The sequence below is a fragment of the Microbacterium istanbulense genome (assembly GCF_037204145.1).
Lineage (GTDB): Bacteria > Actinomycetota > Actinomycetes > Actinomycetales > Microbacteriaceae > Microbacterium > Microbacterium istanbulense.
On the sequence record NZ_JBBDGN010000007.1, the window covers coordinates 146,286 to 171,355 of the forward strand.

Below are 25,070 nucleotides of genomic sequence, written 5' to 3' on the forward strand. Positions count from 1 at the left end.
ATGAACTCCTCGACCCCGCCCGCCGGCGCCTCGCTGCGCGTGGAAGGCCTCGGCCTGGAGATCGGCGGCGCGACCATCCTGAAGGATGTCGATCTCGCCGTCGAGCCGGGATCTCTCGTCGGCGTGATCGGCCCGAACGGCGCAGGCAAGACCACCCTGTTCAACGCGGTGTCCGGCGTCGTCCGGCCCACCGCAGGGCGGATCCTGCTCGATGACGTCGACATCACCGGCGCCAGCATCGCCCAGCGTGCCGGGGCGGGGTTGGGGAGGACATTCCAGACGTCGAGCCTGTTCCCACGGCTCAGCGTGCTCGAGAACGTGCGCCTGGCCGCGCAGGCCGCGGAAGGCGGCAGCTACTCGCTGCTGCGATTCCCGCGGCGCACAGATGCCGCCACCGAGCGCGCCCTCGAACTGCTCGACACCGTCGGGCTCGTCCATCGCCGCGACGCCTACGCCGGCGACATCAGTCACGGCGATAAGCGCAAGCTTGAGATTGCCGTGCTGCTGGCCACACGGTCGCGCCTCGTGCTGTTGGACGAGCCCATGGCCGGTGTCGCCTCGGGCGATGTCGCGGGGCTGGTCGAGAACATTCGCGCACTTCAGCGCGACACCGGCTGCACCGTGCTCATGGTGGAACACCACATCGAAGTGCCCATGGGCCTTGTCGACCTCGTCGCGGTGATGTACTTCGGCACGATCATCGCCCTGGACACCCCGCAGCGGATCATGGAGAACCCCACCGTGCAGAGCGCCTACCTGGGGTCAGCCGCATGAGCGGGCCCATCCTCGAGGTGCGGGGCCTGCGGGCCTCGATCGCCGGTCAGCAGGTCGTCGAGGAGGTCTCGTTCGACGTCGCAGCCACGGGAATCACTGCGGTGCTGGGGCGCAACGGTGCCGGGAAGACGTCGACGCTGCGCGGCATCCTCGGTCTCATCACCCGGCACGGCGAGGTGCGCCTGGACGGCGAGCGGATCGACGCGCTGCCCACGCACCGCATCGTGCAGCGCGGTGTGGGCTACGTACCCGAAGACCGCGAGGTCTTCGCGGGGCTCACCGTGGCCGAGAATCTGGCGCTCGCCGCCCGCCAGCGGACGCCGCGCTGGGAGTTCGTCGACGCGCTCTTCCCCGATCTCGTCGCCCGCCGCGAGCAGCGTGCAGGCACGCTCTCGGGAGGTCAGCAGCAGATGGTGTCGGTCGCGCGCGCCCTGCTCAACGACAACCGTCTGCTGCTCGTCGACGAGCCCACGAAGGGGCTCGCCCCGAAGATCGTCACCGAGGTGGCGGATGCCCTCGCCGAGGCAGCCCGGACGGTGCCGATGCTGCTCGTCGAGCAGAACCTCGAGGTGGTGCGCCGACTCGCCGACACGGTGGTGGTGATCGCCTCGGGGCGCGTCGTGCACACCGGGTCCGCCGCCGAACTGCTCGACGACCCCGATCTCACCCGGCGCTACCTCGGCGTCAGCGCGGAGGCCCACGCATGAGCACCCTCGTCCTCACCCTCGTCATCGGTGTCGGACTCGGCGCCCTCTACTTCCTCGTCGCGAGCGGCCTCAGCCTCATCTACGGCCTCATGCACGTGCTGAATTTCGCGCACGGGGCGTTCCTCACCCTCAGCGCCTTCGTCGGCTGGGGCGTCGCGCAGGCGCTCGGCGCGGACACCTGGGGCGGATTCCTGCTGTCGATCCTCGTCGGTGCGCTCGTCGGCGCTGCCTTTGCCGCGGCGACGGAGTTGGTGCTGATCAGGCCCCTCTACGAACGCCACATCGAACAGGTGCTCGTCACGGTCGGGCTCTCGTTCGCGGCCATCGCACTGTTCGAAGGAATCTGGGGCACCGACCCCGTCACGGTCGCCGGGCCCTCGTGGCTCGGGCAGACCACGAGCGTGCTCGGCGCCAGCATCCCGAACAAGTACTGGGTGCTGATCATCGCGGCGGGCCTCGTCCTGGCGGCCCTTGTGCTCTTCCTCAAGAAGACTCGCTACGGCACGATCATCCGCGCCGGTGTCGAGAACCGGGCCATGGTCACGGCGCTCGGCATCGACGTGCGACGCTCGTTCACGCTCGTGTTCGCGATCGGGGGTGCGGCCGCCGGCATCGGCGGGGTGCTCGCCATGCATGCGATGACCTACGTCTCGGCCCATCTCGGTTCGACACTGCTGATCTTCGCGTTCATCGTCACCGTCGTCGGCGGTCTCGGATCCATCACCGGCGCCGCGATCGCCTCCGTGCTCGTCGCCGTGCTGCAGCAGGTCGCCAACACGTACCTCGGCGGCACGGGCGACTTCATCGTGGTCGTGCTGCTCGCCGTCGTGCTGCTGGTACGCCCGACCGGACTCATGGGGAGGAAGGCATGACCCGTCCTGGCCGCACCTGGCTGCCCTTCGCGATCGGTGGCGTGCTCGTCATCGTGATGGCAGTGCTGCCCCTGCTGAACGTGCAGATTCCCGGCATCCTTCCCGGCGCCACCTACACGCCGGGCTCGCTCGCTCTGCTCTCACTGTGCATGGTGTTCGCCGCGCTCGCCCTGTCGTACAACCTGCTGCTCGGCACCGCCGGCATGCTGTCGTTCGGTCACGCACTGTACTTCGGCGCCGGGGCCTATGGCCTTGGCATCCTGCTCGACGCACTCGACATGCCGCTGGTGCCCGGCATCTTCGTCGCCCTGCTGGGCGGCATGGTGATCGCTCTGGTCACCGGTGCCGTAGCCATGCGGGTCAACGGGATTCCCTTCGCGATGGTGACCCTCGCCTTCGCGCAGGCTGGATCCGTGCTCGTGCGACGCAACCAGAAGGTCACCGGCGGTGAAGAGGGTCTGAGCCTGAACACCGCGCACGTGCCCGACTGGCTCGTCGGCGTCGTCAACACCCGCAACCTCTACTGGCTGACCCTCGCGATCGTCGTCATCGTGTACCTGGTAGTGCTGTGGGTCGACCGCTCACAGCTGGGCCACCTGGCAGCCGCCACCCGCGAGAACGACCTGCGGGTGCGGGTGCTGGGGCTGCAGCCCGCGCGCGCCAAACTCATCGTCTTCGTCATCGCGGCTCTGTGCGCCGCACTTGCCGGCATCGGCTACCTGCTGCTGCAATCCGGCACGCAACCGACCGCCGTGGGGGCCGATCTGACGATCACGGTGCTGGTGATGGTGGTGCTCGGTGGCGTCGGGTTCCGGTGGGGTGCCATCGTTGGGGGCGTGCTCTACACGATTCTCGACCAGCGCCTCACCGTGCTGGCCCGCGCCGACGGCATCCAGCAGCTGCCCGACGTGCTGCGCGTGCCGCTCTCGGAGCCGCTGTTCCTGCTCGGGGTGCTGTTCATCCTCGTCGTGATGTTCCTGCCCGGGGGGATCGCCGGCACCGTCGATGCCTGGCGTCGTCGCCGCCGTGGCGAGCGGGGGAGCGAGAACGTCGCGCTGGACGAGCTCGAGCCCGCCGCGACAGCGGGTGTGCGATGACGGATGCCGCGGCCGGCCCGCACACCGTCGGGCGGTGGCTCGCCGACCGTGCCGTCACTGACGGTGAGCGGATCGCCATCGACGACCGTGGTGTGCGCACCGACTACCGCACCTTGTACGCCAGGGCGGCTGATCTCGCCGACGCGCTCGCCGCAGCCGGGTACGGGGCGGGGGATCGTGTCGCCACGGTCTCGGGGAACTCGACCGCCCACGTCGTGGCCTTCTTCGCCTGTGCTCTGAGCGGCATCGCCTTCGTGCCGCTGTCGTGGCGCTTGACCCCTGTCGAGCTGGGGTCGCTGATCGCCCGCACCGACCCGGCCCTGCTGCTCGTCGAAGATGAGCATGACGCGCTGGCCCGGGCCGCCGTGGATGCCGCTGGCGTGGATGCGCCGCGGGCACTGCTGGGTGCATCGGGGATCGAGGCGGTGGTGCCCGCGGCACGCACGGCCTCACCGAGCCGCGCCCCGCACGATGACGACCCGCTGCTGATCATCTACACCTCCGGCAGTGAGGCGGCGCCCAAGGGCGTCATGCTCACGCACGCGAACTGCTTCTGGAACAACCTCGCCCTGGGGCAGGCGATGCCCATCACCGCAGACGACGTGGTGCTCTCGATCCTGCCGCAGTATCACGTCGCCGCCTGGAACGTGCAGCCGTTACTGGCCTGGTGGCACGGTGCGACGGTGGTGTTGGAGCGCTCCTTCGACCCCGGACGGGTGCTGCACCTGCTCGCCGAACGCCGTGTCACCACCATGATGGGCGTGCCGACCCAGTATCGGATGCTGCTGGATCATCCGGCCTGGTCGGACGCCGAGCTCGCCTCGCTGCGCCGCGCCGTCGTCGGCGGGGCGACCATCCCCACTGATCTCGCCATGGCGTGGGCCGACCGCGGCCATGCGCTGACCCAGGGGTACGGACTCACCGAGGCGGGCCCCAACGTGCTGCACCTTCCCGCGGCCGCCGTGGCGAAGCATCCGGGCGCGGTCGGGGTGCCCTACCCCGGCGTGGAGGTGCGGCTGGCGGATCCCGTGTCGCTGCTGCCGCTGGAGGGCGTCGCCACGGGCGAGCTGTGGGTGCGCGGGCCGAGCGTGTTCGCCGGATACCTCGACGATGAGGCCGCGACCGCGCGCACGATGCACGACGGCTGGCTCCGTACCGGCGATCTCGTGCACCGCGATGCGGCGGGCATCCACCGCGTCATCGACCGCATAAAAGAGATCTACGTCTCGGGTGGTGAGAACATCGCTCCTGCCGAGGTGGAGGCCGCGCTTGGGGCGCATCCGCTCGTCACGGCGTGTGCTGTCGTGGGTGCACCCGACCCGGTGTGGGGAGAGCGCGGGGTCGCGTTCGTGGTGCGTGTGGGGATGCTCTCGGCGGACGAACTGCTCGCCTTCGCGGGCGAACGTCTCGCGACTTTCAAATTGCCTGTGCGTGTCGTCTTCGTCGATGACCTGCCGCGGTCGACCATCGAGAAGGTGGCACGCGGCAGACTGCGTCAGATCGCCGCCCGGCTCGTGAGCGAGCCCGATCCACTCAAGGAGGTCCACCGTGACGACGCCCGCTGATTCCGCGCCCGTCTCGCTGTCGACGGTGACCGGTCGCCCGTTGACCAAACGTGGCGAGGCCACCAGGCGCCGCCTGCTCGAAGCCGCCGAGGACGTGTTCGCTGAACTCGGCTATCACGACGCGTCCATCGTGAAGATCACCGAGCGGGCGCACGTTGCCCTGGGCACCTTCTACCTGTACTTCGACAGCAAGCAGGCCATCTTCGAAGCCCTGGTGATCGACCTCAACAGCCGCGTGCGGCACTCCATGTCGGAGGCGATGGCGGGTGCACGTGACCGCATCGAGGCGGAGCGACTCGGCTTCGAGGGGTTCTTCGAGTTCACCGCCGCGCATCCCGCGCTGTACCGCGTGGTGCGGGAGGCGGAGTTCGTCTCGCCGGCGACGCTGCGGCTGCATTACGAGCGCATCGTCGACGGCTACCGTGCCGGCCTCGCCGCCGCCCAACAGCAGGGTGAGATCGCCGACGACCTCGACGTCGAAATCGCGGCCTGGGCCCTTATGGGCGCGGGCGAGCTGATCGGCATGCGGTACCTGCTCTGGGAGCGGGATGCCGCGGGCCGCCCGCCACAGCACATCGACCCCGCCGTTCTCGACGGCATGAGCGCATTCATCGCCAGGGCACTGCGCCCGGCAGGCAAGGAGGACTGAAGATGGTCGAGCAGGATCTGGAGGGTCGCCGCGCGATCGTCACCGGGGGAGCGAGTGGGATCGGTCTCGCCTGCGCCGAGGAGTTCGCCGCGCGCGGTGCCCACGTGGTGATCGCCGATGTGGATGCCGCGGCAGCGGAGGCCGCGGCGGAGCGGGTCGGCGGCGAGGCGTGGACCGTCGACCTGTCAGACACCGCCGCACTCGAGAGCGTCACCCTGCAGGCCGACATCCTGGTCAACAACGCCGGCATTCAGCGGGTGAGCCCGATTGTCGACTACGACCCCGAGGCTTTCCGGCTCATCCAGCGCATCATGCTCGAGGCGCCGTTCCTGCTCATTCGGGCACTGCTGCCCGGCATGTACGAGCGCGAGTGGGGGCGCATCATCAACATCTCCAGCGTGCATGGTCTGCGTGCGAGCCCGTTCAAGTCGGCGTACGTGGCCGCCAAGCACGGCCTGGAGGGGCTGTCGAAGGTGACTGCGCTCGAGGGCGGGCCCTACGGCGTCACCAGCAACTGCATCAACCCCGGCTACGTGCTCACGCCGCTCGTGGAGAAGCAGATCGCCGATCAGGCGCGGGTGCACGGCATCCCGGAGTCCGAGGTCGTCGAGACCGTCATGCTCACCGAGAGCGCGATCAAGCGACTGGTCGAGCCCGCCGAGGTGGCCTCGCTGGCCGGCTGGCTGGCGTCGCCTCATGCGGGGATGGTCACCGGCGCCTCGTACACGATGGACGGTGGATGGAGCGCGCGCTGATGTCGCACACGTACCGCACCGTGCAGGTGCCCGTCTCCGGGGGAGAGCTCCACGTGGGCGTGTGGGAGCCGACGGAGGGGCCCACAGCGACCGTCTTGGCCATCCATGGCGTCACGTCGTCGCATCTGGCATGGCCCTTCGTCGTGGAGCGCCTGCCCGGCGTCCGGGTGATCGCGCCCGACTTGCGCGGCCGGGGCGGCAGTCGCGACGTGCAGGGCCCTGCGGGCATGGCGGCGCACGCCGATGATGTCGTCGCGGTGCTCGACGCGCTCGGGGTCGACCGCGTTCCGGTCGTCGGTCATTCCATGGGTGCCTTCGTCGCCGCGGTGCTCGCCGACCGGCATCCGTCACGGGTCTCGCGTCTGGTGCTCATCGACGGCGGGTTGCCGCTGGATGTGCCGGCGGGTGTCGATGCCGACGAGCTGGTGCAGCTGATCCTCGGTCCGACCGCGGAACGGCTCTCGCGCCGCTGGTCGAGCGTCGAGGAGTACACCGAGGGCTTCTGGCGCGGCCATCCGGCGTTCGCGCGGGATTGGAGCGAGCAGCTCGAGGCGTACATCGCATACGACCTGGTCGCCGACGGCGATGCCTACCGGCCGGCGACGAGTTATCAGACGACGGTCGATGACACCGTGGATCTGAATCTCGGATCCACACTCACGGAGGCGCTGGCGCGGCTGCGCGTGCCGACCACGTTCGTCACCGTTCCGCGCGGGCTGCAGAACGAGACGCCGGGCCTGTACCCGCCCGCGCACCTCGCTGCGCTGCTCACGAGGTTCCCGCAGGTGCAGCACGTTGCGCTCGATGACCTCAACCACTACACGGTGGTGATGAGCGCGCGGGGTGCTGAGGCGCTCGCGCCCGTGATCGAGAGCGCGATCGAGCTGGCTTCCGCCTGAGCTCGCCCCACCGGCATCCGCCCCACCCGGCATCCGCCCCACCGGCATCCGCCTCCCGGCATCCGCCCCACCGGCATCCACCGTTCCGGGCGTCCACCCTCCTCCCGCCATCTCAGACCATGTCCCAATTTCTGCTGTTAAACGGGCGCTATGACAGCAGATTTTGGGACATGCTCTGCGAAAAGTGGGACATGCTCAGCGAAAAGTGGGACATGGATGGCGGAGGGGGCGGAAGAGACGGCGAAGAGAGACGGCCGGACGCTAGCGGCGGGCGCTGGCGAGACGGGACGAGAGCTGGTGGGCGTGAGCCAGCAGGATGCGGCCGAGGTGGGGGAGTCTCTCTGGACCGAACCGGAACTCCACGCCCGTCAGGCTCAGCGCCCACTCCGCCCGCCCGTCGCGGTCGAACACCGCAGCGCCCATGCCCCACGACCCCTCGACGATGAGCCCGGGGTTCACGGCGTAGCCGCGCGCCTTCGTCTCCGCCAGCCGGGTGCGTAGCGGTCGCTCGCCATGCGCGCGCCCCCAGCTTTCGGCGAGTTCCGGATGCCGCTCGAGATAGGCATCCACATCGTGGTCGGGCAAGAATGCCAGGATCGCGAGGCCGGCACTGGCCACACCCAGCGGAAAGCGCACGCCTTCGCTCAGCACGAACGACCGGATCGGGAACGACCCCTCTTCACGCAGCAGGCAGACCGTCTCGTCCGCCCGCCGCACCGACAGGAACGCACTCTCCTCGGTCTTCACGGCGAGCGAGCGCACGATGTCACGTGCGAGCTCCGTCACGTCGTAGCGCGCGGCGGCCACGGTTCCCATGAGATAAAGCTCCGGCCCTGGCATCCACAGCGCCGTTCCCTCCTCTTGATCGACCAGCCCCTCGGCGCGCAGCGCCGTGAGCAGCCGATGCGCGGTCGAACGGCTGAGATCCGCCTGTCGCGCGAGGGACTGCAGACTCGCCCCGTCCGCTGCCGCGGTGACCAGCCGCAGCAGTGTCGCCGCCCTCGCCACCGCCTGCGCGCCGGGGACGCTGGTCTTCCTCGCCGACTGCGATTCCATAATGTGGACGCTATCGGGCGGCGCGACCACATCGCAAGCGAAGGGTTGGCGCCGGCGACGGCAGAGGCGGATGCTGGAATACCCCCGCACGAAGGAGTGACGAGTGATCGACAAGCAATGGTCCTCGGCGGCTGACGCCGTCGCCGACATCCCGGATGGCGCCTCGCTCGCCGTCGGCGGATTCGGACTGTCCGGAAACCCGATGTCGCTGATCGAGGCCCTGCACGCACAGGGCACGCGCGACCTCAGCGTCGTCAGCAACAACTGCGGCGTCGACGACTGGGGGCTCGGCATCCTGCTCGGATCGCAGCGCATCCGCAAGATGACCTCGTCGTACGTCGGTGAGAACAAGGAGTTCGAACGGCAGTTCCTCGAGGGCGACCTCGAACTCGAACTCACCCCGCAGGGCACCCTCGCCGAGAAGCTCCGCGCCGGCGGCGCCGGCATCGCGGCCTTCTTCACCCAGACCGGCGTCGGCACCCAGGTGGCCGAAGGCGGCCTGCCACGCCGTTACAACGCCGACGGCACGATCGCGGTGGCATCCCCCGCCAAGGATGTGCGCACGTTTGCGGTGCACGGCGACGAGCGCGAGTTCGTGCTCGAAGAGGCCATCACCACCGACTTCGCGCTCGTGCACGCCGCACTCGGCGACCGGCACGGCAACCTCGTGTTCAACAAGGCCGCCCGCAACTTCAACCCGCTGGCCGCGATGGCCGGCCGCGTCTGCATCGCGCAGGTCGAGAAGCTCGTCGAACCCGGCGAGATCGACCCCGACCACGTGCATCTGCCCGGCGTCTACGTGCACCGGATCATCGAGGTCGGCCCCGACATCGAGAAGCGCATCGAGCGGCGCACCGTCCGCGCCACGGAAGGAGCCTGACATGGCGCTCACTCGCGACGAGATGGCCGCCCGCGCGGCCCGGGAGCTCGCCGACGGCTCCTACGTGAACCTCGGCATCGGGCTGCCCACGCTCGTGCCCAACCATGTGCCCGACGGCGTGACCGTGGTGCTCCAGTCGGAGAACGGCATCCTGGGTGTCGGGCCCTACCCGCACGATGAGCACGTCGACCCCGACCTCATCAACGCCGGCAAAGAGACCGTCACCGTGCTGCCGGGTGCCGCCTACTTCGACTCGGCCATGAGCTTCGGCATGATCCGTGGCGGCAAGATCGACGCGGCCATCCTCGGCGCCATGCAGGTCTCCGCCGCAGGGGATCTGGCCAACTGGATGATCCCCGGAAAGATGGTGAAGGGGCCCGGCGGCGCCATGGACCTCGTGCACGGCGCCGGGCGCGTGATCGTGCTCATGGAGCACGTCGCCAAGGACGGCTCCGCGAAGATCGTGGATGCCTGCTCGTTGCCGCTCACCGGCCGCGGCGTGGTCGACCGCATCATCACCGACCTCGCCGTGATCGACGTCACCGACGACGGACTGGTGCTCGTCGAAACCGCTCCCGGGGTGAGCGTGCAGACTGTCATCGACGCCACCGAACCCCCGCTCATCGTGAGCGATGACCTCAAGGAGACCGCATGAGTGACATCGTCATCGTCGCCGCAGCCCGCACCGCGCAGGGGCGGCTGAAGGGGCAGTTGGCCTCGTTCACCGCGCCGCAGCTGGGTGCCTTCGCGATCCGTGGCGCCCTCGAGCAGGGTGGGATCGACCCGAGCGCCGTCGACGCGGTCATCATGGGCCAGGTGCTCGCGGCCGGATCCGGGCAGAATGCCGCGCGCCAGGCCGCGATCGGCGCCGGCATCGGCTGGGACGTGCCGGCCAGCTCGGTCAACAAGGTCTGCTTGTCGGGACTCACCGCCATCATCGACGCCGCTCGCATGATCCGCACCGGGGATGCCACCACGGTCGTCGCCGGCGGAATGGAGTCGATGACCCGCGCTCCGCACCTGCTGATGGGCTCGCGCGACGGCTGGACCTACGGCAGCGTCGAGGTGCTCGACCACATGGCCTTCGATGGCCTCACCGACGCCTATGACAAAGAGAGCATGGGTGCCTCGACCGAGCGGCACAACGAGCGGTACGAGATGACCCGCGAGTTGCAGGATGCCGTCGCCGCCCGCTCCCACCAGCGCGCCGCCGCCGCTCAGGAGGCGGGCGTGTTCGCCGACGAGATCGTCACCGTCGAGGTGCCGCAGCGCAAGGGCGACCCGATTCTGGTCACCGCCGATGAGGGCGTACGCCCTGACACCACCGTGGAGACCCTCGCGCGGCTGCGTCCCGCGTTCGCTGAGGGCGGTTCGATCACCGCGGGCAACTCCTCGCAGATCTCTGACGGCGCCTCTGCAGTGGTGGTCACCACGCGGGAGAACGCGGAGGCTCAGGGCTGGCCCGTGCTCGCCGTGATCGGAGCGAGCGGCCAGACCGCCGGCCCCGACAACTCCCTGCAGGCTCAGCCGGCGCGGGCGATCGAGCGTGCGCTGGAGAAGCAGGGCATCACGGCGGCCGATCTCGACCTCGTCGAGATCAACGAGGCGTTCGGTGCCGTCGTCGCTCGCTCTGAGCAGGAGCTGGGCCTTGACCCCGAGATCGTGAACGTGCACGGCGGCGGCATCGCCATCGGGCATCCGATCGGTGCGAGCGGCACCCGACTGGTCGTGCACCTCGCGCACGAGCTTGCGCGCCGCGGTGGCGGCACGGCCGCGGTTGGGCTGTGCGGTGGCGGCGGTCAGGGTGAGGCGCTCATCCTCACGCGCTGAGGATCATCCCCGCGCCCAGGTGCAGCGGGCTTCTCGCCGGAATGTCAGCGGGAAGCCCGCTTCTCCTCTTTGGCCTCGCGCTTGGCGTCGCGCTTGGCCTGCTTGATCTGCTTGGCGGCGACGGGAGAGTCGACGTCGACGTCGATGCCCTTCTCGGCGCGCCGCAGGTCGACGGCCGCTCCGATCGCGAGGGCGAGGGTGATGCCCCAGCTCACCCAGGCGAGCACCGCACGCCAGGTGACCGGGGTCTCGCGTGAGCCCCGCAGCAGCGAGACGCCGCCCATGACCGCGCCGATGAGTCCAGTGCCGAACAGGTAACGCATGACTCCACGGTAGCCCCTCCGGTACACTGAGAGCAGATTCCACTGTGTATCTACCGGCCGTCGGCACCCTGACGGACAGCGGCGGCACCAGACCCCGCGTCCCTGGGGCGCGCGAGAGCCATGACACAGACCAGCACTTCTCCTGCTTCGCCGAGCCTCCTCTCCCTGGCCGGGCTTCCGTACTTCGTGATCGCGTTCATCGCGCGACTTCCCTTCGCCATGATGGTCGTCGGTGTGCTCACCGTCGTCGTGTCGGCCCGCGGTTCGCTGTCGCTGGGCGGGCTCACCTCCGCCGCGGTCGGACTCGGCACCGCGATCATCGGCCCGCTGCTGGGTGCAGCGGCCGATCGGTTCGGCCAGCGTCCTGTGTTGACCGGGCTCGCGGTGCTCAACGCCGCACTGCTCGCACTGTTCGTCTTCGTCGTCTACAGCGACGCGGGGGAGTCCCTGCTGCTGCTCAGCGCCTTCGCGGTCGGCGCGACGGCACCGCAGGTCGCGCCGATGTCGCGTTCGCGTCTGGTGACGCTCATCGATGATCGGATGCCGGCGGAGCGCCGCCCGAAGACCACCTCGGCGACCATGTCGTATGAGTCGGCCGCCGATGAGATGGTGTTCGTCCTCGGTCCGTTCCTGGTGGGCATCCTCGCCTCGCTCATCGCCCCGTGGGCCCCGCTGGCGCTGGCCTCAGGGCTGATCCTCGTCTTCGTCGGCGCCTTCGCACTGCACCCCACCGGACGCCATGTGTCGGCCGCCCGCCACGCCGACGGCTCTGCCCCGTCGAAGGTCTCGGAACTGTTCCGTCCGGCGCTGCTCGTCGTCGTGCTGGGCATCTTCGGCGTCGGCCTGTTCTTCGGTGCCACCCTGACCTCGTTGACCTCGTTCATGGCCGATCGCGGTGACGCCGAGGCGGCGGGGCTGCTCTACGGCGTGATGGGCATCGGCTCGGCGTTGCTCGCCCTGGGTGTGGCGTGGCTGCCGCCGCGGTTCTCGCTACGCGCCCGATGGATCGCGTTCAGCTCGATCCTCGTCCTCGGTGCCATCCTCGTGGTGTTTACCCGCAGCGAGGGGATGATGATCCTCGCGCTGGCGGTGCTGGGCGTCGGCGTCGGGCCGACGCTGGTGACCCTCTACAGCTTCGGTGCCGCGCGCAGCCCGCTCGGCCGTTCGGCCACCGTCATGACCATGCTCGGGTCCGGCATCGTCGTCGGCCAGGCGCTTGCGTCGGCCGTGACGGGTGAGATCGCCGAGGGCGTCGGCACGAACGCTGCGCTGTGGATGCCGCTGGCCGCCGCGCTGCTCGTCTTCGCCGCGGGCATCGCGAACCGTTTCCTGACCCCGACGCCCCGGTGGTGAGCGCGGCTCGGTAGCCTGGAACCCCAAGAGCAGAGGGGGTCTCCATGGAAGCCGCAGAGTTCGTCGTGGTCGCCAATCGTCTTCCGGTCGACCGCCTGGTCACCGGAGACGGAGAGGAGATCTGGCGCACCTCGCCGGGTGGGCTCGTCGCCGCCCTCGAGCCGGTCATGCGCTCCGTTGACGGTGCCTGGGTCGGTTGGGCCGGACAGCCAGACCTCGAGATCGAGCCGTTCGAGGCCGTCGGCATCCGCCTCATCCCCGTCGCGCTCAGCGCACAGGAGGTCGCCGAGTACTACGAAGGCTTCTCGAACGACACCATCTGGCCGCTCTACCACGATGTGATCGCCCCGCCGCAGTATCACCGAGAGTGGTGGGAAGCGTACGTCACGGTGAACCGCCGTTTCGCCGAGGCGGCCGCCGCGGCCGTCGCCCCCGGTGGCACGGTCTGGGTGCACGACTATCAGCTGCAGCTGGTGCCGGAGATGGTGCGCGAGCTGCGCCCCGACGTCGTGATCGGCTACTTCCACCACATCCCGTTCCCCGCGCACGGTCTGTATGCGCAGCTGCCCTGGCGTGACCAGGTGCTGCGCGGCCTGCTCGGCGCCGACGTGATCGGCTTCCAGCGCGCGCAGGATGCCGCCTACTTCCTCGCGGCGGTGAAGCGACGCCTGCGCTACGACGTGAAGGGATCCACGGTCGCGCTCCCGGACGGACGTACCCCGCTGGTGAAGGGCTTCCCGATCTCGATCGACACGGCCCCGTACCTCGAGATGGCGCAGCGGCCCGACATCCAGGCGCGCGCGGCCGAGATCAGGGAGAGTCTCGGCAACCCCAAGAAGATCCTGCTGGGCGTGGACCGCCTGGACTACACCAAGGGCATCCGGCACCGGATCAAGGCCTTCGGAGAGCTGCTCGACCAGGGCACGATCTCGGTCGAAGACGTCACGTTCGTCCAGGTCGCCAGCCCCAGCCGCGAGCGGGTGGATGCGTACGTGCAGCTGCGCGACGAGATCGAGCTCGCGATCGGACGCATCAACGGTGACCACGACACCATGGGGCACACGGCGATCCGCTACCTGCATCAGGGCTTCCCCCGCGAGGAGATGGTGGCGCTCTACCTCGCCGCGGACGTCATGCTCGTCACCGCGCTCCGCGATGGCATGAACCTCGTCGCCAAGGAGTACATCGCCACGCGCGACGACAACAGGGGAGTGCTCGTGCTGAGCGAGTTCACCGGCGCCGCCGACGAACTGCGGCAGGCGGTGCGTGTCAACCCGCACGACATCGAAGGCCTCAAAGAAGCGATCGTCACGGCCATCGAGATGCCGCCCCGTGAGCAGGGCCGTCGCATGCGCGCGCTGCGCAAGAAGGTGCTCGAGAACGATGTCACCGCCTGGTCGTCATCGTTTCTCCGCGCGCTCGAGGAAGCCCGTCTCGAGCGGGAGGCGACCCGATGACGCACGACTGGAGCCCCGCCGAAACCGGTGTGGCCTGGAGCGACATCGTGACGACGCCGCGTCTCCTGATTGCCCTCGACTTCGACGGCACCGCCTCACCGCTGGTCGACGACCCGATGGCGGCTCGCGCGCTGCCGGAGGTGCGGGATGCGGTCGAGCGGCTGGTCGCCCTGCCGAACACCGCCGTGGCGTACGTCTCGGGCCGAAGCCTGCCTGATCTGCGCGAGATTGCCGAACACGGGGACGACTCCGCCGTCACGCTCGCAGGCTCTCACGGAGCGCAGTACTGGTTTCCCGGCGAGGGGGAGGTCGACATCCTCGCTGCAGAGGACGACGACGACGTGCGTGCCGAGCTGTGGGATGCCGTGCAACCGATCATCGACCGCCATGACGGCGTCGAGCTGGAGCGCAAGTCGTTCGGATTGGGAGTGCACGGCCGCCGCGCGACGCCGGAAGCCGAGGCGGCGGCGTTCGACGAGATCGACGCCTTCATGTCCGAACGCATGCCGCAGTGGCGGCGGCGCCGCGGCAACCACATCCTGGAGTTCTCCTCCCGGGTGGAAGGCAAGGACACCGCCATCGGTGTGCTGCGCGAACGGTTCGATGCCACGGGCATCCTCTTCGCCGGCGACGACGTGACCGACGAGGATGCCCTGAGCGCGCTGGGGCCCGGTGACCTCGGCGTGCGCGTCGGACCGGGTGAGACCGTGGCGAGCGTGCGTGTGCGAACCCCACAAGAGATCGGGGTGCTCCTGAGCGTCTTGGCGGACGAACGCGCCTCCGCACAGGAATAGACTTCCGTCATGTCCTCGCAGCTACCCTCCTCTGCCGCGCCCGGCGCGAGCCCCGAATTCGACATCAAGCCCCGCAGCCGCGTCGTCACCGACGGCATCGAGGCGACGACCTCGCGTGGCATGCTCCGCGCCGTCGGCATGGGCGATGCCGACTGGGAGAAGCCGCAGATCGGCATCGCGTCGAGCTGGAACGAGATCACCCCCTGCAACCTGAGCCTGGACCGACTTGCCCAGGGTGCGAAGGAGGGCGTGCACTCCGGCGGCGGCTACCCGCTGCAGTTCGGCACGATCTCCGTCTCCGACGGCATCTCGATGGGCCACGAGGGCATGCACTTCTCGCTCGTCTCGCGTGAGGTCATCGCCGACTCGGTGGAGACCGTCATCCAGGCGGAGCGCCTCGATGGCACCGTGCTCCTCGCCGGGTGCGACAAGTCCATCCCGGGCATGCTCATGGCCAGCGCCCGTCTCGGCCTCTCCAGCGTGTTCCTGTACGCGGGCTCGATCGCGCCGGGCTGGGTCAAGCTCTCGGACGGCACCGAGAAGGACATCACCATCATCGACTCCTTCGAGGGTGTCGGAGCCTGCCGTGCCGGCCTGATGACCGAAGAGGACCTCAAGCGCATCGAGTGCGCCTTCGCGCCCGGTGAGGGCGCCTGCGGCGGCATGTACACGGCCAACACCATGGCATCCGTCGCCGAGGCGCTCGGTCTCAGCCTGCCGGGCTCGGCAGCCCCGCCCTCGGCCGACCGTCGCCGCGACTACTACGCACACCGTTCGGGTGAGGCCGTGGTGAACCTGCTGCGTCAGGGCATCACCACCAAGGACATCCTCACGAAGGAGTCGTTCGAGAACGCGATCGCCCTGGCGATGGCACTCGGCGGCTCGACCAACGTCGTGCTGCACCTGCTGGCCATCGCACGTGAGGCCGAGATCGACCTCACGCTGCACGACTTCAACCGCATCGGCAGCCGCACCCCGCACGTGGCCGATATGAAGCCCTTCGGCAAGTACGTCATGAACGACGTCGACCGCCACGGCGGCATCCCGGTGATCATGAAGGCGATGCTCGACGAGGGCCTGATCCACGGCGATGCGCTCACCGTCACCGGTAAGACCGTCGCCGAGAACCTCCGCGAGCTGAACCCCGACCCCATCGACGGTGAGGTCATCCACTCGTTCGACAACCCGATCCACGCCTCTGGCGGCATCACGATCCTGCACGGCTCGATGGCGCCGGAAGGCGCGGTCGTGAAGTCGGCCGGCTTCGACGCCGATGTGTTCGAGGGCCCTGCCCGGGTGTTCGAGCGCGAGCGTGCCGCGATGGATGCCCTCGCCGAGGGCAAGATCAGCGCCGGCGACGTGATCGTTATCCGCTACGAGGGCCCCAAGGGCGGCCCCGGCATGCGCGAGATGCTCGCCATCACTGCGGCCATCAAGGGCGCGGGGCTCGGAAAAGATGTACTACTCTTGACGGACGGACGATTCTCAGGGGGCACAACCGGCCTGTGCATCGGCCACATAGCACCCGAAGCGGTGGACGCTGGTCCCATCGCCTTCGTGCGCGATGGTGATCTGATACGGGTCGATATCGCGGCTCGCTCTCTTGACCTACTCGTCGACGAGTCCGAGCTCGCCTCCCGCCGTTCTGGCTGGGAGCCGCTTCCCCCGCGCTATACCCGTGGCGTCCTTGCCAAATACTCCCGTCTCGTGCGCTCCGCTGCGGAGGGCGCGACCACCGGCTGAATGGCGTCGCCTGTCTCTGCGACGTCGATCGATCACCGAGGAATGACATGACTGCTGATTCCGCCCCGGCCGTTCCCCGGCCACCAGCGCGCCCTGCTGCGGCCCCCGAGATCTCGGGAGCCGAGGCCGTCGTCCGCTCGCTTGAGAAGCTCGGCGTGACCGATGTCTTCGGTCTGCCCGGGGGAGCGATCCTCCCGGTCTACGACCCGCTGATGGACGCGTCCGACCTGCGCCACATCCTCGTGCGTCACGAGCAGGGCGCCGGCCATGCCGCCGAGGGCTACGCCTCGGCATCCGGCAAGGTGGGCGTCTGCATTGCGACATCGGGACCTGGCGCGACCAACCTCGTCACGGCGATCGCCGATGCCTACATGGACTCGGTGCCGCTGGTCGCGATCACCGGTCAGGTGTTCTCGACGCTGATGGGAACGGACGCCTTCCAGGAGGCTGACATCGTCGGCATCACCATGCCGGTCACCAAGCACTCCTTCCTGGTGAAGAATGCCGAGGAGATCCCCGGCGCGATCGCGGCGGCGTTCGAGATCGCATCGACGGGCCGCCCGGGTCCGGTGCTCGTGGACATCACGAAGGATGCCCAGCAGGACATCGTTCCGTTCATCTGGCCGCCCCGCTACGACCTGCCCGGTTACCGCCCGGTGACCAAGGCGCACGGCAAGCAGATCCAGGCCGCGGCCACGCTGCTCGCCGAAGCAAAGAAGCCCGTGCTGTACGTCGGTGGCGGTGTTATCCGCGGTCGCGCCTCGGCCGAACTCAAGGTTCTCGCCGAGTCCACCGGAGCCCCGGTGGTGACCACGCTGATGGCCCGAGGAGCGTTCCCCGACTCGCACCCCCAGCACCTGGGCATGCCCGGCATGCACGGCACGGTTCCTGCCGTCCTCGCGCTGCAGGAGGCCGACCTGCTCGTCTCGCTCGGCGCGCGTTTCGACGACCGCGTCACCGGCAAGGCGGCACTGTTCGCGCCGAACGCCAAGGTCGTGCACGTCGACATCGACCCGGCCGAGATCTCGAAGATCCGCACCGCGGACGTGCCGATCGTGGGCGACGTGCGTGACGTCCTCGTCGACCTCGACACCGCCTACCGTGGCGTCGTCGCGGGCACCGACGGCCCCGACACCGAGGAATGGTGGTCGTACCTCGACGGCCTCCGCGCGGAGTTCCCGCTCGGCTACGCCCCGACCAGCGACGGCCTGCTCGCCCCGCAGCACGTGATCCAGCGGATCGGCGAGCTCACCGGTCCCGAGGCGGTCTACGCCGCAGGCGTCGGCCAGCACCAGATGTGGGCCGCGCAGTTCATCAAGTATGAGCGCCCCAACTCGTGGCTGAACTCCGGCGGTGCCGGCACCATGGGCTACTCCGTTCCCGCCGCGATGGGTGCCAAGGTCGCTGAGCCCGACCGTGTGGTGTGGGCGATCGACGGCGATGGATGCTTCCAGATGACCAACCAGGAGCTCGCCACCTGCGTCATCAACAACATCCCGATCAAGGTCGCGATCATCAACAACTCGTCGCTGGGCATGGTGCGCCAGTGGCAGACGCTGTTCTATGACGGTCGGCACTCGAACACCGACCTGAACACCGGCCACGGCACGATTCGCGTTCCGGACTTCGTCAAGCTCGCCGAGGCCTACGGGTGCCTCGCGTTGCGCGTCGAGACCGAGGACCAGATCGATGACGCCATCAAGCTGGCCTTGGAGACCAACGACCGCCCCGTGGTGATCGACTTCGTGGTGAGCGCCGACTCGATGGTGTGGCCGATGGTGCCGCAGGGAGTCAGCAACAGCTATGTCCAGTACGCGCGCGACCACGCGCCCGCCTTCGACGAGGAGGACTGAGACATGTCCACACACGTGCTGAGTCTCCTGGTGGAGAACACCCCCGGCCTGCTGACCCGTGTCGCCGGGCTCTTCGCCCGTCGCGGCTTCAACATCGACTCACTCGCGGTGGGCGTGACCGAGGTGCCCGGCATCTCGCGCATCACGGTCGTCGTCGATGTCGAGGACCTGCCCCTCGAGCAGGTCACCAAGCAGCTGAACAAGCTGATCAACGTGATCAAGATCGTCGAGCTGGAGTTCTCGAACTCGGTGCAGCGCGAGCACATGCTCATCAAGGTGCGCACCGACAACAACACCCGCTCCAACGTGCTCGAGGTGATCAACCTCTTCCGCGCGTCGGTCGTCGACTACGCCCCGGACGCGCTGGTGGTCGAGGTCACCGGCGACAAGGGCAAGGTCGACGCACTCCTGCGCGCGCTGGAGCCGTTCGGCATCAAGGAGCTCGCCCAGTCGGGCCTGCTCGCCATCGGCCGCGGCGGCAAGAGCATCACCGAGCGCGTCCTGCGCGGCTGATCGCCCACCACAACTGAACGTGGGTCCCGAGCATGGCTGGGGCCCGACCGAAACCACAAGCAAGGAGAAACACAGTGAGCACCGAGATCTTCCACGACGCAGACGCCGACCTCTCGATCATCCAGGGCAAGAAGGTCGCCATCGTCGGCTACGGCTCGCAGGGCCACGCCCACGCCATGAACCTGCGCGACTCGGGTGTCGAGGTCGCCATCGCCCTCAAGGACGGCTCGAAGTCGGCAGCGAAGGCCGAAGAGGCCGGCTTCCCGGTGATGAACGTCGCCGACGCCACCACCTGGGCCGACGTCATCATGATCCTCGCGCCCGACCAGCACCAGCGCACCATCTACAGCGAGTCGATCGCCCCGAACCTGTCCGCGGGCAAGGCCCTCGCCTTCGCGCACGGCTTCAACATCCGCTTCGGTTACATCGACGCCCCCGAGGGTGTCGACGTGATCCTCGTCGCCCCGAAGGCTCCCGGCCACACCGTGCGCCGCGAGTTCGTCGCCGGCCGTGGCATCCCGGACATCATCGCCGTCGAGCGTGACGCTTCCGGCCACGCCTGGGACCTCGCTCTCTCGTACGCGAAGGCCATCGGTGGCACCCGCGCCGGCGTCATCAAGACCACCTTCACCGAAGAGACCGAGACCGACCTGTTCGGCGAGCAGGCCGTGCTCTGCGGTGGCATGAGCCACCTGGTGCAGGCCGGCTTCGAGACGCTCGTCGAGGCGGGCTACCAGCCGCAGATCGCGTACTTCGAGGTGCTGCACGAGCTCAAGCTCATCGTCGACCTCATGTGGGAGGGCGGCATCGCCAAGCAGCGCTGGTCGATCTCCGACACCGCCGAGTTCGGCGACTACGTCTCGGGCCCCCGCGTGATCGACTCGCGCGTGAAGGAGAGCATGCAGGCTGTGCTCGCCGACATCCAGTCGGGCGCCTTCGCGACCCGCTTCATCGAGGACCAGGACAACGGCGCCACCGAGTTCCTCGAGCTGCGCGAGAAGGAGCAGGGTCACCCGATCGAGGCCACCGGCAAGGAGCTGCGTTCGCTCTTCGCCTGGAAGCAGACCGACGAGGACTACGTCGAGGGCAGCGCCGCGCGCTGATCGACGGTTGTCACTGAGGGCGTCCCGCTTCGGCGGGGCGCCCTTCGTCGTTCGCGCCTGCGGGTAAGACATCCGATGTCTATGCCAGGATGAGGGATATGCGACAGCAGTGGTTCGATGACGCCCGGTTCGGCATGTTCGTGCACTTCGGCATCTACGGCGTGGCCGCCCGTCACGAGTGGGTGCAGAACTACGAGAAGCTGACGGATGCCGACTACCGGCAGTACTTCGACAACTTCGAACCCGACCGGTTCGATGCCGCGGCACTTGCCCGGCGAGCCAAGGCCACCGGCATGGGCTACGTCGTGCTGACGACCAAACATCACGACGGCTTCTGCCTGTTCGACTCCGCGCTCACCGACTTCACCTCCGTTGCCGCGTGCGGGCGGGACCTCGTGCGCGAGTACGTCGACGCGCTGCGCGCTGAGGGCCTGCGGGTCGGCTTCTACTACTCGCTGCTCGATTGGCATCACGCCGACTTCACCGTCGACTGGAACCATCCCCGACGGGACGACGCCGATGCGCAGGCGTTGAACGAGGGTCGTGACATGGCCCGCTACCGGGCGTATCTGCACGGCCAGGTGCGCGAGCTGCTGACCACCTACGGAACGATCGACTACCTGTTTTTCGATTTCACCTACCCTGAGGGGCAGGACGGGTGGTCAGGTAAGGGTCCGGACGACTGGGACGCCGAGGGGCTGCTCGCCCTCTGTCGCGAACTTCAGCCCGAGATGCTGGTCAACGATCGTCTGGGCATCCCCGCCGATTTCGTCACCCCGGAGCAGTACCAGCCCACGGCGCCCCTCACGCGTGCGGGGGAGCGGCAGGTGTGGGAGGCGTGCCAGACGATGAACGGCTCCTGGGGCTATCACCGCGATAACACCGACCAGAAGTCGGCGGCGATGCTTGTGGAGATGCTCGCCGACTCGGTGTCGATGGACGGCAACATGCTGCTGAACATCGGCCCAGACGGGCGCGGCGCGATCGCACCTCCTGACGAGCACACTCTGGCGGAGATCGGCGAGTGGATGCTGCTGCACAGTGACGCGATCGTCGGCGCAGGTCACGCCGCTCTGACGCCGCCGCGGGAGGGGGTGTACACGCGTCGCGGTGATCGGCTGTACTTGCATCTGTTCCGCTGGCCGATGGGTGCGGTGCATCTGCCAGGGCTGGCCGGGCGTGTGCGTTTCGTGCGGCTGCTCAATGACGGCTCCTGGCTGCGCACCTCGGTGATCGACCCGGATCAGGCCGCGTCGAACATGACACCGGCGGGGGAGGCGGAGGGCACCCTGACGGTGCACCTGCCGATCCGCCGCCCCGACGTGCTGGTGCCGGTGATCGAGCTGCGGCTCACCGACGAGGGCTGAGCGCCCGGGTCACTCGGCCTCGGCGCCCTCGATCTCGGCGACGTCCTCGGGCAGGGCGGCCTTGACGGCTTCCACCTGCTCCTGCGTGTAGCCGCAGTACTTCGTCGCCTCGGTCTCCCACTTCTTGGTCAGGCGGTCCTTGCCCTCGGCATGCGCGTCGGCGACGGTGCCCACGCGGATCTCGTTGGCGGCGGATTCGCGGTTGACGTCGGGCACCTCCTGGCACACGTGGAACACGCTGCCGGCAGGCGTCCAGTACACCTCGTCCGCGCCGGTGAGTTCCTTGACGATGTTGCTCTCGGCCGAGTACTGCTCGACGGAGACGGGGTTCCAGTCGATGTTGAAGAAGCCGACGACGAGCGCGATCACGATGCCGATGGAGCCGGCGATCGCCTTCTGCTTGCCGTCCATGTTCTTGTTCGTGAAGACGAGGATGATCATCGGGAGGAAGGCAATGATCGCGATGATCAGACCCAGCTGGTTCTGCACCCAGAAACGGAACTTGTCGTTCTTCGAGGCCGGGTCGAGGCGGTTGGCCTTCTTCCAGAGCTGCCCGCCGCCGATCGCGAGCGCGCCGATCACGACGAAACCGCCGATGAGGCCGATCAGATGACCCGTCGTGAAGGGCACCTGCTTCAGCAGCCAGAAGATAACGAACGCCTCACCAGCGATCGCGAGCGCCCACAGCCCCACGGCGATCCACCGGAACGTGGTGGCCTGCTTCTTGGCCTCGGGGGTCGGCGTCCATGCGGGGGCGCCCGATGCGTTGTCCTGCGCGGGGGCCTCCGTCGAGCGGACGACCTTCTTCTTGCCTTCGACCACCGTGGTCTCCTTCTGTGCGGGTAGCTGCCCTGAGCCTAGTGGACGGGTGTTCGGCGCGTGGGCTGGCTACGCTGGAGGGGTGACATCTGATCCCGATGAAGACGGCCTGAGCTGGGACGGCGACGAGCATCGCGACCCGCACACGCTGCCACGCGGCTGGAAGGCCGTCGGCAAGGGCAGCACCGGCGTGCCCACCGATGGCGCGTCCCGCACAGCATCCACCGACGCGCCCGCCGCACCGACGGACGCGTCTGCAGACAGTGACTCGGGGGAGCACGACACCGGGCTCAGCACAGGTGCGCTGCTCGGTCTCGGTGCGCTGGGCGGCATCTACCTGCTGTACACGATCGGCTGGGTGATCGGGGGGCTGCGGATGCAGGATCTGGCGCGCCTGATCGTCTCCGACGCGATGTATGTGCCGTGGTTCGTGCTCGCCGTCGCCGCGCCGGCCCTGTGGTTCCTGACCACCTGGGTGCTGACGCGAGGCAGGGCGACGTGGATGCGGCTGCTCATCCTGCTGGCGGGAGCGGTTCTGCTCGTGCCCTGGCCGTTCGTGATGATGGGAGCGTTGGGCGCATGAGCGAGAGCAGTATCGAGAACGCACCGACGACGGGCGCCCCGCGCTGGTTGTCTCTGCTCGTCATCGGCCTCAGCGGCCTCTTCTACGCGTACGCGGTGTGGAACGCCGTGGCGCACCTCATCGCCATGGCGAAGGACGGGCTCACCGGTATGGGCTGGGCGACCCTCGGCTTCGGCGTGGTGTTCCCCGCGCTGGTCTTCGTGCTGGCCCTGGCCGTGGGACGTCGTCGTCACGCCGGCGAGCTCTCGCTGGTCATGTTGACCGGTCTCGGGGTGATCGCGGTGTTCTGGCTGAGCCTGATCGGGTACAGCGTGCTGAACATGGATTCGCTGGTCGCGGGGTAGGACACCGTCACATGCGCGGGGCGGTCAGAGCCCCTGCGGTAAAGTGAGAGCGATAGCGCCCCCGACGGCGTGCGGCGCATCGGCCCATCCACCGTGTCGTGTCGCCCCCGAAGGAACCCTCTCTGTGTCGAAGCCTGTCGTGCTCATCGCCGAAGTACTCTCACCCGCCACAATCGAGGCTCTGGGCCCCGACTTCGACGTGCGTGACGTCGACGGCACCGACCGCGAGGCGCTGTTCGCGGCCCTCGCTGATGCGGATGCCGTGCTCGTGCGCTCTGCGACCCGGATCGACGCCGAGGCCCTCGCGTACGCCCCGAAGCTGAAGGTCGTCGCCCGCGCGGGTGTCGGGCTCGACAACGTCGACATCAAGGCCGCGACGGCGGCGGGTGTCATGGTCGTGAACGCTCCGACCTCCAACATCGTCTCGGCTGCGGAACTCACCGTCGGTCACATCCTGAGCCTTGCCCGCCGCATCCCCGCCGCGCACGCGTCGCTGTCGTCGGGTGCCTGGAAGCGCAGCTCGTTCACCGGCGCGGAGCTGTTCGAGAAGACCGTCGGCATCGTCGGCCTCGGTCGTATCGGCGCGCTCGTCGCTGCGCGGCTCGCGGCCTTCGACATGCGCGTCGTCGCCTACGACCCCTACGTCACCTCGGCCCGCGCGCAGCAGCTCGGCGTGACCCTGCTCTCGCTGGACGAACTCGTCGCCGAGTCCGACTTCCTCACCATCCACATGCCCAAGACACCCGAGACGACCGGAATGATCGGCGCCGAGCAGTTCGCGGCCATGAAGCCGACCGCCTTCGTCGTCAACGTCGCCCGTGGTGGTCTCATCGATGAAGAGGCGCTCCACGAGGCCCTGGTCGCCGGCGAGATCGCCGGAGCCGGCCTCGACGTCTTCACCTCCGAGCCGCCCGCCGAGGGCGGGTCGGCAGCCGCCCTGCTGGGCCTGCCCAACGTCGTCGTCACCCCGCACCTCGGTGCCAGCACCGAAGAGGCGCAGGAGAAGGCCGGCGTCTCGGTCGCGCGTTCCGTGCGCCTCGCGCTGGGCGGCGACCTCGTGCCGGATGCCGTGAACGTCGCCGGTGGCGTCATCGACCCGTACGTGCGCCCCGGCATCCCGCTGGTCGAGAAGCTCGGTCAGATCTTCGCCGCGCTCGCCCAGGCGCCGCTGACCAGCCTCGATGTCGAGGTGCACGGTGAGCTCAACGACTACGACGTGAGCGTGCTCAAGCTCGCCGCCCTCAAGGGCGTGTTCACCAACATCGTCAGCGAGACGGTGTCGTACGTGAACGCGCCGCTGCTGGCCGAGCAGCGCGGTGTAGCCGTGCGCCTCATCCAGGACGAGGTCAGCGAGGAATACCGCAACATCATCACGCTCCGCGGTGCGCTCTCCGACGGCACCCAGCTGGCCGTGTCGGGAACCCTCACCGGTCCGAAGCAGATCGAGAAGCTGGTCGCCATCAACGACCACGCGATCGAGCTGCCGATCGAGAAGCACCACGTCGTGATGCTGTACACCGACCGTCCCGGCATCGTGGCTGTGTACGGCCAGAAGTTCGGCGACGCGGGCATCAACATCGCCGGCATGCAGATCGCCCGTGAGGCTGCAGGGGCGCAGGCGCTCAGCGTGCTCACCCTCGACTCGCCGGTCTCGGATGAGCTGCTCGAAGACGTCAGTGACGCGATCGACGCCGACCTGTTCCGTCAGATCGAGATCACCGAGGTCTGACCCCT

At 68.6% G+C, this 25,070-nt stretch carries 25 protein-coding genes; 22 read left to right on the forward strand and 3 right to left on the reverse strand.

Going from position 1 to position 25,070, the window contains the following annotated elements:
• From WDU93_RS09140 to WDU93_RS09175, 8 genes are read left to right on the forward strand one after another with little or no spacing between them, the layout of a single operon-like run.
• Positions 1-774, forward strand: a complete 774-nt coding sequence (locus WDU93_RS09140) for an ABC transporter ATP-binding protein (protein ID WP_337319770.1) — start codon at positions 1-3, stop codon at positions 772-774.
• Complete coding sequence (locus WDU93_RS09145; protein WP_337319772.1) at positions 771-1,481, forward strand: ABC transporter ATP-binding protein; 711 nt, start codon at positions 771-773, stop codon at positions 1,479-1,481. Before WDU93_RS09140 ends, WDU93_RS09145 begins: the two co-directional genes overlap by 4 nt.
• Positions 1,478-2,353: a branched-chain amino acid ABC transporter permease gene (locus WDU93_RS09150; protein WP_337319774.1), complete on the forward strand. Its 876-nt coding sequence runs from the start codon at positions 1,478-1,480 to the stop codon at positions 2,351-2,353. The genes WDU93_RS09145 and WDU93_RS09150 overlap by 4 nt, the downstream gene beginning before the upstream one ends.
• Complete coding sequence (locus tag WDU93_RS09155; RefSeq protein ID WP_337319776.1) at positions 2,350-3,450, forward strand: branched-chain amino acid ABC transporter permease; 1,101 nt, start codon at positions 2,350-2,352, stop codon at positions 3,448-3,450. The genes WDU93_RS09150 and WDU93_RS09155 overlap by 4 nt, the downstream gene beginning before the upstream one ends.
• Positions 3,447-5,015, forward strand: a complete 1,569-nt coding sequence (locus tag WDU93_RS09160) for a class I adenylate-forming enzyme family protein (RefSeq protein WP_337319778.1) — start codon at positions 3,447-3,449, stop codon at positions 5,013-5,015. The genes WDU93_RS09155 and WDU93_RS09160 overlap by 4 nt, the downstream gene beginning before the upstream one ends.
• On the forward strand, positions 4,999-5,664 hold the full coding sequence (locus WDU93_RS09165) for a TetR/AcrR family transcriptional regulator (protein ID WP_337319780.1): 666 nt from the start codon (positions 4,999-5,001) through the stop codon (positions 5,662-5,664). Before WDU93_RS09160 ends, WDU93_RS09165 begins: the two co-directional genes overlap by 17 nt.
• Positions 5,665-5,666: 2 nt before the next feature.
• Positions 5,667-6,419: a 3-hydroxybutyrate dehydrogenase gene (locus WDU93_RS09170; RefSeq protein WP_337319782.1), complete on the forward strand. Its 753-nt coding sequence runs from the start codon at positions 5,667-5,669 to the stop codon at positions 6,417-6,419.
• Positions 6,419-7,318, forward strand: a complete 900-nt coding sequence (locus tag WDU93_RS09175; RefSeq protein ID WP_337319783.1) for an alpha/beta fold hydrolase — start codon at positions 6,419-6,421, stop codon at positions 7,316-7,318. Before WDU93_RS09170 ends, WDU93_RS09175 begins: the two co-directional genes overlap by 1 nt.
• 261 nt (positions 7,319-7,579) lie before the next feature.
• Here WDU93_RS09175 and WDU93_RS09180 read toward each other — a convergent pair whose 3' ends face one another.
• Positions 7,580-8,374, reverse strand: a complete 795-nt coding sequence (locus WDU93_RS09180; RefSeq protein WP_337319785.1) for an IclR family transcriptional regulator — start codon at positions 8,372-8,374, stop codon at positions 7,580-7,582.
• Between the two features lie 103 nt (positions 8,375-8,477).
• Between WDU93_RS09180 and WDU93_RS09185 the strand changes: the two genes are divergently transcribed.
• The 3 genes from WDU93_RS09185 to WDU93_RS09195 are packed head-to-tail and all read left to right on the forward strand — an operon-like array spanning position 8,478 to position 11,084.
• A complete protein-coding gene (locus WDU93_RS09185) occupies positions 8,478-9,254 on the forward strand; it encodes a CoA transferase subunit A (RefSeq protein ID WP_337319787.1) in 777 nt (258 codons plus the stop codon).
• Position 9,255: 1 nt separating this feature from the next.
• The gene (locus WDU93_RS09190; RefSeq protein WP_337319788.1) at positions 9,256-9,909 is read left to right on the forward strand and encodes a CoA transferase subunit B; all 654 of its coding nucleotides are present in this window, start codon (positions 9,256-9,258) and stop codon (positions 9,907-9,909) included.
• Positions 9,906-11,084, forward strand: coding sequence for an acetyl-CoA C-acetyltransferase (locus WDU93_RS09195; protein ID WP_337319789.1), 1,179 nt, complete (start codon positions 9,906-9,908; stop codon positions 11,082-11,084). Before WDU93_RS09190 ends, WDU93_RS09195 begins: the two co-directional genes overlap by 4 nt.
• Positions 11,085-11,128: 44 nt before the next feature.
• On the opposite strand, the gene WDU93_RS09200 is transcribed toward WDU93_RS09195, so the two are convergent.
• Positions 11,129-11,407, reverse strand: coding sequence for a hypothetical protein (locus tag WDU93_RS09200; RefSeq protein ID WP_337319791.1), 279 nt, complete (start codon positions 11,405-11,407; stop codon positions 11,129-11,131).
• 120 nt (positions 11,408-11,527) lie between these two features.
• Here WDU93_RS09200 and WDU93_RS09205 point away from each other — a divergent pair, with 120 nt between their 5' ends.
• The 8 genes from WDU93_RS09205 (at position 11,528) to WDU93_RS09240 (ending at position 21,590) form a co-directional block, all read left to right on the forward strand.
• On the forward strand, positions 11,528-12,760 hold the full coding sequence (locus WDU93_RS09205) for an MFS transporter (RefSeq protein ID WP_337319793.1): 1,233 nt from the start codon (positions 11,528-11,530) through the stop codon (positions 12,758-12,760).
• A 44-nt stretch (positions 12,761-12,804) separates the two neighbouring features.
• Positions 12,805-14,217, forward strand: a complete 1,413-nt coding sequence (locus WDU93_RS09210; protein ID WP_337319794.1) for an alpha,alpha-trehalose-phosphate synthase (UDP-forming) — start codon at positions 12,805-12,807, stop codon at positions 14,215-14,217.
• Positions 14,214-15,011, forward strand: a complete 798-nt coding sequence (otsB, locus tag WDU93_RS09215) for a trehalose-phosphatase (protein WP_337319796.1) — start codon at positions 14,214-14,216, stop codon at positions 15,009-15,011. The genes WDU93_RS09210 and otsB overlap by 4 nt, the downstream gene beginning before the upstream one ends.
• 9 nt (positions 15,012-15,020) lie before the next feature.
• Positions 15,021-16,754: a dihydroxy-acid dehydratase gene (gene ilvD, locus WDU93_RS09220; RefSeq protein WP_337319798.1), complete on the forward strand. Its 1,734-nt coding sequence runs from the start codon at positions 15,021-15,023 to the stop codon at positions 16,752-16,754.
• 47 nt (positions 16,755-16,801) lie between these two features.
• Positions 16,802-18,607 (forward strand): acetolactate synthase large subunit, encoded by a 1,806-nt coding sequence (locus WDU93_RS09225; protein WP_337319800.1) that lies wholly within the window; start codon positions 16,802-16,804, stop codon positions 18,605-18,607.
• A gap of 3 nt (positions 18,608-18,610) precedes the next feature.
• Complete coding sequence (ilvN, locus tag WDU93_RS09230) at positions 18,611-19,120, forward strand: acetolactate synthase small subunit (RefSeq protein WP_337319802.1); 510 nt, start codon at positions 18,611-18,613, stop codon at positions 19,118-19,120.
• A gap of 32 nt (positions 19,121-19,152) precedes the next feature.
• Positions 19,153-20,223, forward strand: a complete 1,071-nt coding sequence (gene ilvC / locus WDU93_RS09235; RefSeq protein WP_337319804.1) for a ketol-acid reductoisomerase — start codon at positions 19,153-19,155, stop codon at positions 20,221-20,223.
• Between the two features lie 89 nt (positions 20,224-20,312).
• Positions 20,313-21,590 (forward strand): alpha-L-fucosidase, encoded by a 1,278-nt coding sequence (locus WDU93_RS09240; protein ID WP_420064055.1) that lies wholly within the window; start codon positions 20,313-20,315, stop codon positions 21,588-21,590.
• Positions 21,591-21,599: 9 nt separating this feature from the next.
• Here WDU93_RS09240 and WDU93_RS09245 read toward each other — a convergent pair whose 3' ends face one another.
• Positions 21,600-22,412: a hypothetical protein gene (locus WDU93_RS09245; protein WP_337319808.1), complete on the reverse strand. Its 813-nt coding sequence runs from the start codon at positions 22,410-22,412 to the stop codon at positions 21,600-21,602.
• A gap of 79 nt (positions 22,413-22,491) precedes the next feature.
• On the opposite strand from WDU93_RS09245, the gene WDU93_RS09250 reads away from it, so the two are divergent.
• The 3 genes from WDU93_RS09250 to serA all read left to right on the forward strand — a co-directional run bounded on the left by WDU93_RS09250 (position 22,492) and on the right by serA (position 25,065).
• On the forward strand, positions 22,492-22,992 hold the full coding sequence (locus WDU93_RS09250; RefSeq protein WP_337319810.1) for a hypothetical protein: 501 nt from the start codon (positions 22,492-22,494) through the stop codon (positions 22,990-22,992).
• On the forward strand, positions 22,989-23,336 hold the full coding sequence (locus tag WDU93_RS09255) for a hypothetical protein (protein WP_337319812.1): 348 nt from the start codon (positions 22,989-22,991) through the stop codon (positions 23,334-23,336). The genes WDU93_RS09250 and WDU93_RS09255 overlap by 4 nt, the downstream gene beginning before the upstream one ends.
• Before the next feature lie 124 nt (positions 23,337-23,460).
• Positions 23,461-25,065, forward strand: coding sequence for a phosphoglycerate dehydrogenase (gene serA / locus WDU93_RS09260; RefSeq protein WP_337319814.1), 1,605 nt, complete (start codon positions 23,461-23,463; stop codon positions 25,063-25,065).
• The last annotated feature ends 5 nt before the right edge of the window (positions 25,066-25,070 follow it).

Excerpts from the sequence above, each read along its gene's own strand:
- WDU93_RS09175 (WP_337319783.1), top strand. The coding sequence starts at position 6,419 with ATGTCGCACACGTACCGCACCGTGCAGGTGCCCGTCTCCGGGGGAGAG.
- ilvN (WP_337319802.1), top strand. The coding sequence starts at position 18,611 with ATGTCCACACACGTGCTGAGTCTCCTGGTGGAGAACACCCCCGGCCTG.
- WDU93_RS09210 (WP_337319794.1), top strand. The coding sequence starts at position 12,805 with ATGGAAGCCGCAGAGTTCGTCGTGGTCGCCAATCGTCTTCCGGTCGAC.
- WDU93_RS09225 (WP_337319800.1), top strand. The coding sequence starts at position 16,802 with ATGACTGCTGATTCCGCCCCGGCCGTTCCCCGGCCACCAGCGCGCCCT.
- WDU93_RS09180 (WP_337319785.1), bottom strand. The coding sequence starts at position 8,374 with ATGGAATCGCAGTCGGCGAGGAAGACCAGCGTCCCCGGCGCGCAGGCG.
- otsB (WP_337319796.1), top strand. The coding sequence starts at position 14,214 with ATGACGCACGACTGGAGCCCCGCCGAAACCGGTGTGGCCTGGAGCGAC.
- ilvC (WP_337319804.1), top strand. The coding sequence starts at position 19,153 with ATGGCTGGGGCCCGACCGAAACCACAAGCAAGGAGAAACACAGTGAGC.
- WDU93_RS09205 (WP_337319793.1), top strand. The coding sequence starts at position 11,528 with ATGACACAGACCAGCACTTCTCCTGCTTCGCCGAGCCTCCTCTCCCTG.
- WDU93_RS09190 (WP_337319788.1), top strand. The coding sequence starts at position 9,256 with ATGGCGCTCACTCGCGACGAGATGGCCGCCCGCGCGGCCCGGGAGCTC.
- WDU93_RS09170 (WP_337319782.1), top strand. The coding sequence starts at position 5,667 with ATGGTCGAGCAGGATCTGGAGGGTCGCCGCGCGATCGTCACCGGGGGA.
- WDU93_RS09160 (WP_337319778.1), top strand. The coding sequence starts at position 3,447 with ATGACGGATGCCGCGGCCGGCCCGCACACCGTCGGGCGGTGGCTCGCC.
- WDU93_RS09155 (WP_337319776.1), top strand. The coding sequence starts at position 2,350 with ATGACCCGTCCTGGCCGCACCTGGCTGCCCTTCGCGATCGGTGGCGTG.
- ilvD (WP_337319798.1), top strand. The coding sequence starts at position 15,021 with ATGTCCTCGCAGCTACCCTCCTCTGCCGCGCCCGGCGCGAGCCCCGAA.
- WDU93_RS09145 (WP_337319772.1), top strand. The coding sequence starts at position 771 with ATGAGCGGGCCCATCCTCGAGGTGCGGGGCCTGCGGGCCTCGATCGCC.
- WDU93_RS09200 (WP_337319791.1), bottom strand. The coding sequence starts at position 11,407 with ATGCGTTACCTGTTCGGCACTGGACTCATCGGCGCGGTCATGGGCGGC.
- WDU93_RS09240 (WP_420064055.1), top strand. The coding sequence starts at position 20,313 with ATGAGGGATATGCGACAGCAGTGGTTCGATGACGCCCGGTTCGGCATG.
- WDU93_RS09195 (WP_337319789.1), top strand. The coding sequence starts at position 9,906 with ATGAGTGACATCGTCATCGTCGCCGCAGCCCGCACCGCGCAGGGGCGG.
- WDU93_RS09255 (WP_337319812.1), top strand. The coding sequence starts at position 22,989 with ATGAGCGAGAGCAGTATCGAGAACGCACCGACGACGGGCGCCCCGCGC.
- WDU93_RS09150 (WP_337319774.1), top strand. The coding sequence starts at position 1,478 with ATGAGCACCCTCGTCCTCACCCTCGTCATCGGTGTCGGACTCGGCGCC.
- WDU93_RS09140 (WP_337319770.1), top strand. The coding sequence starts at position 1 with ATGAACTCCTCGACCCCGCCCGCCGGCGCCTCGCTGCGCGTGGAAGGC.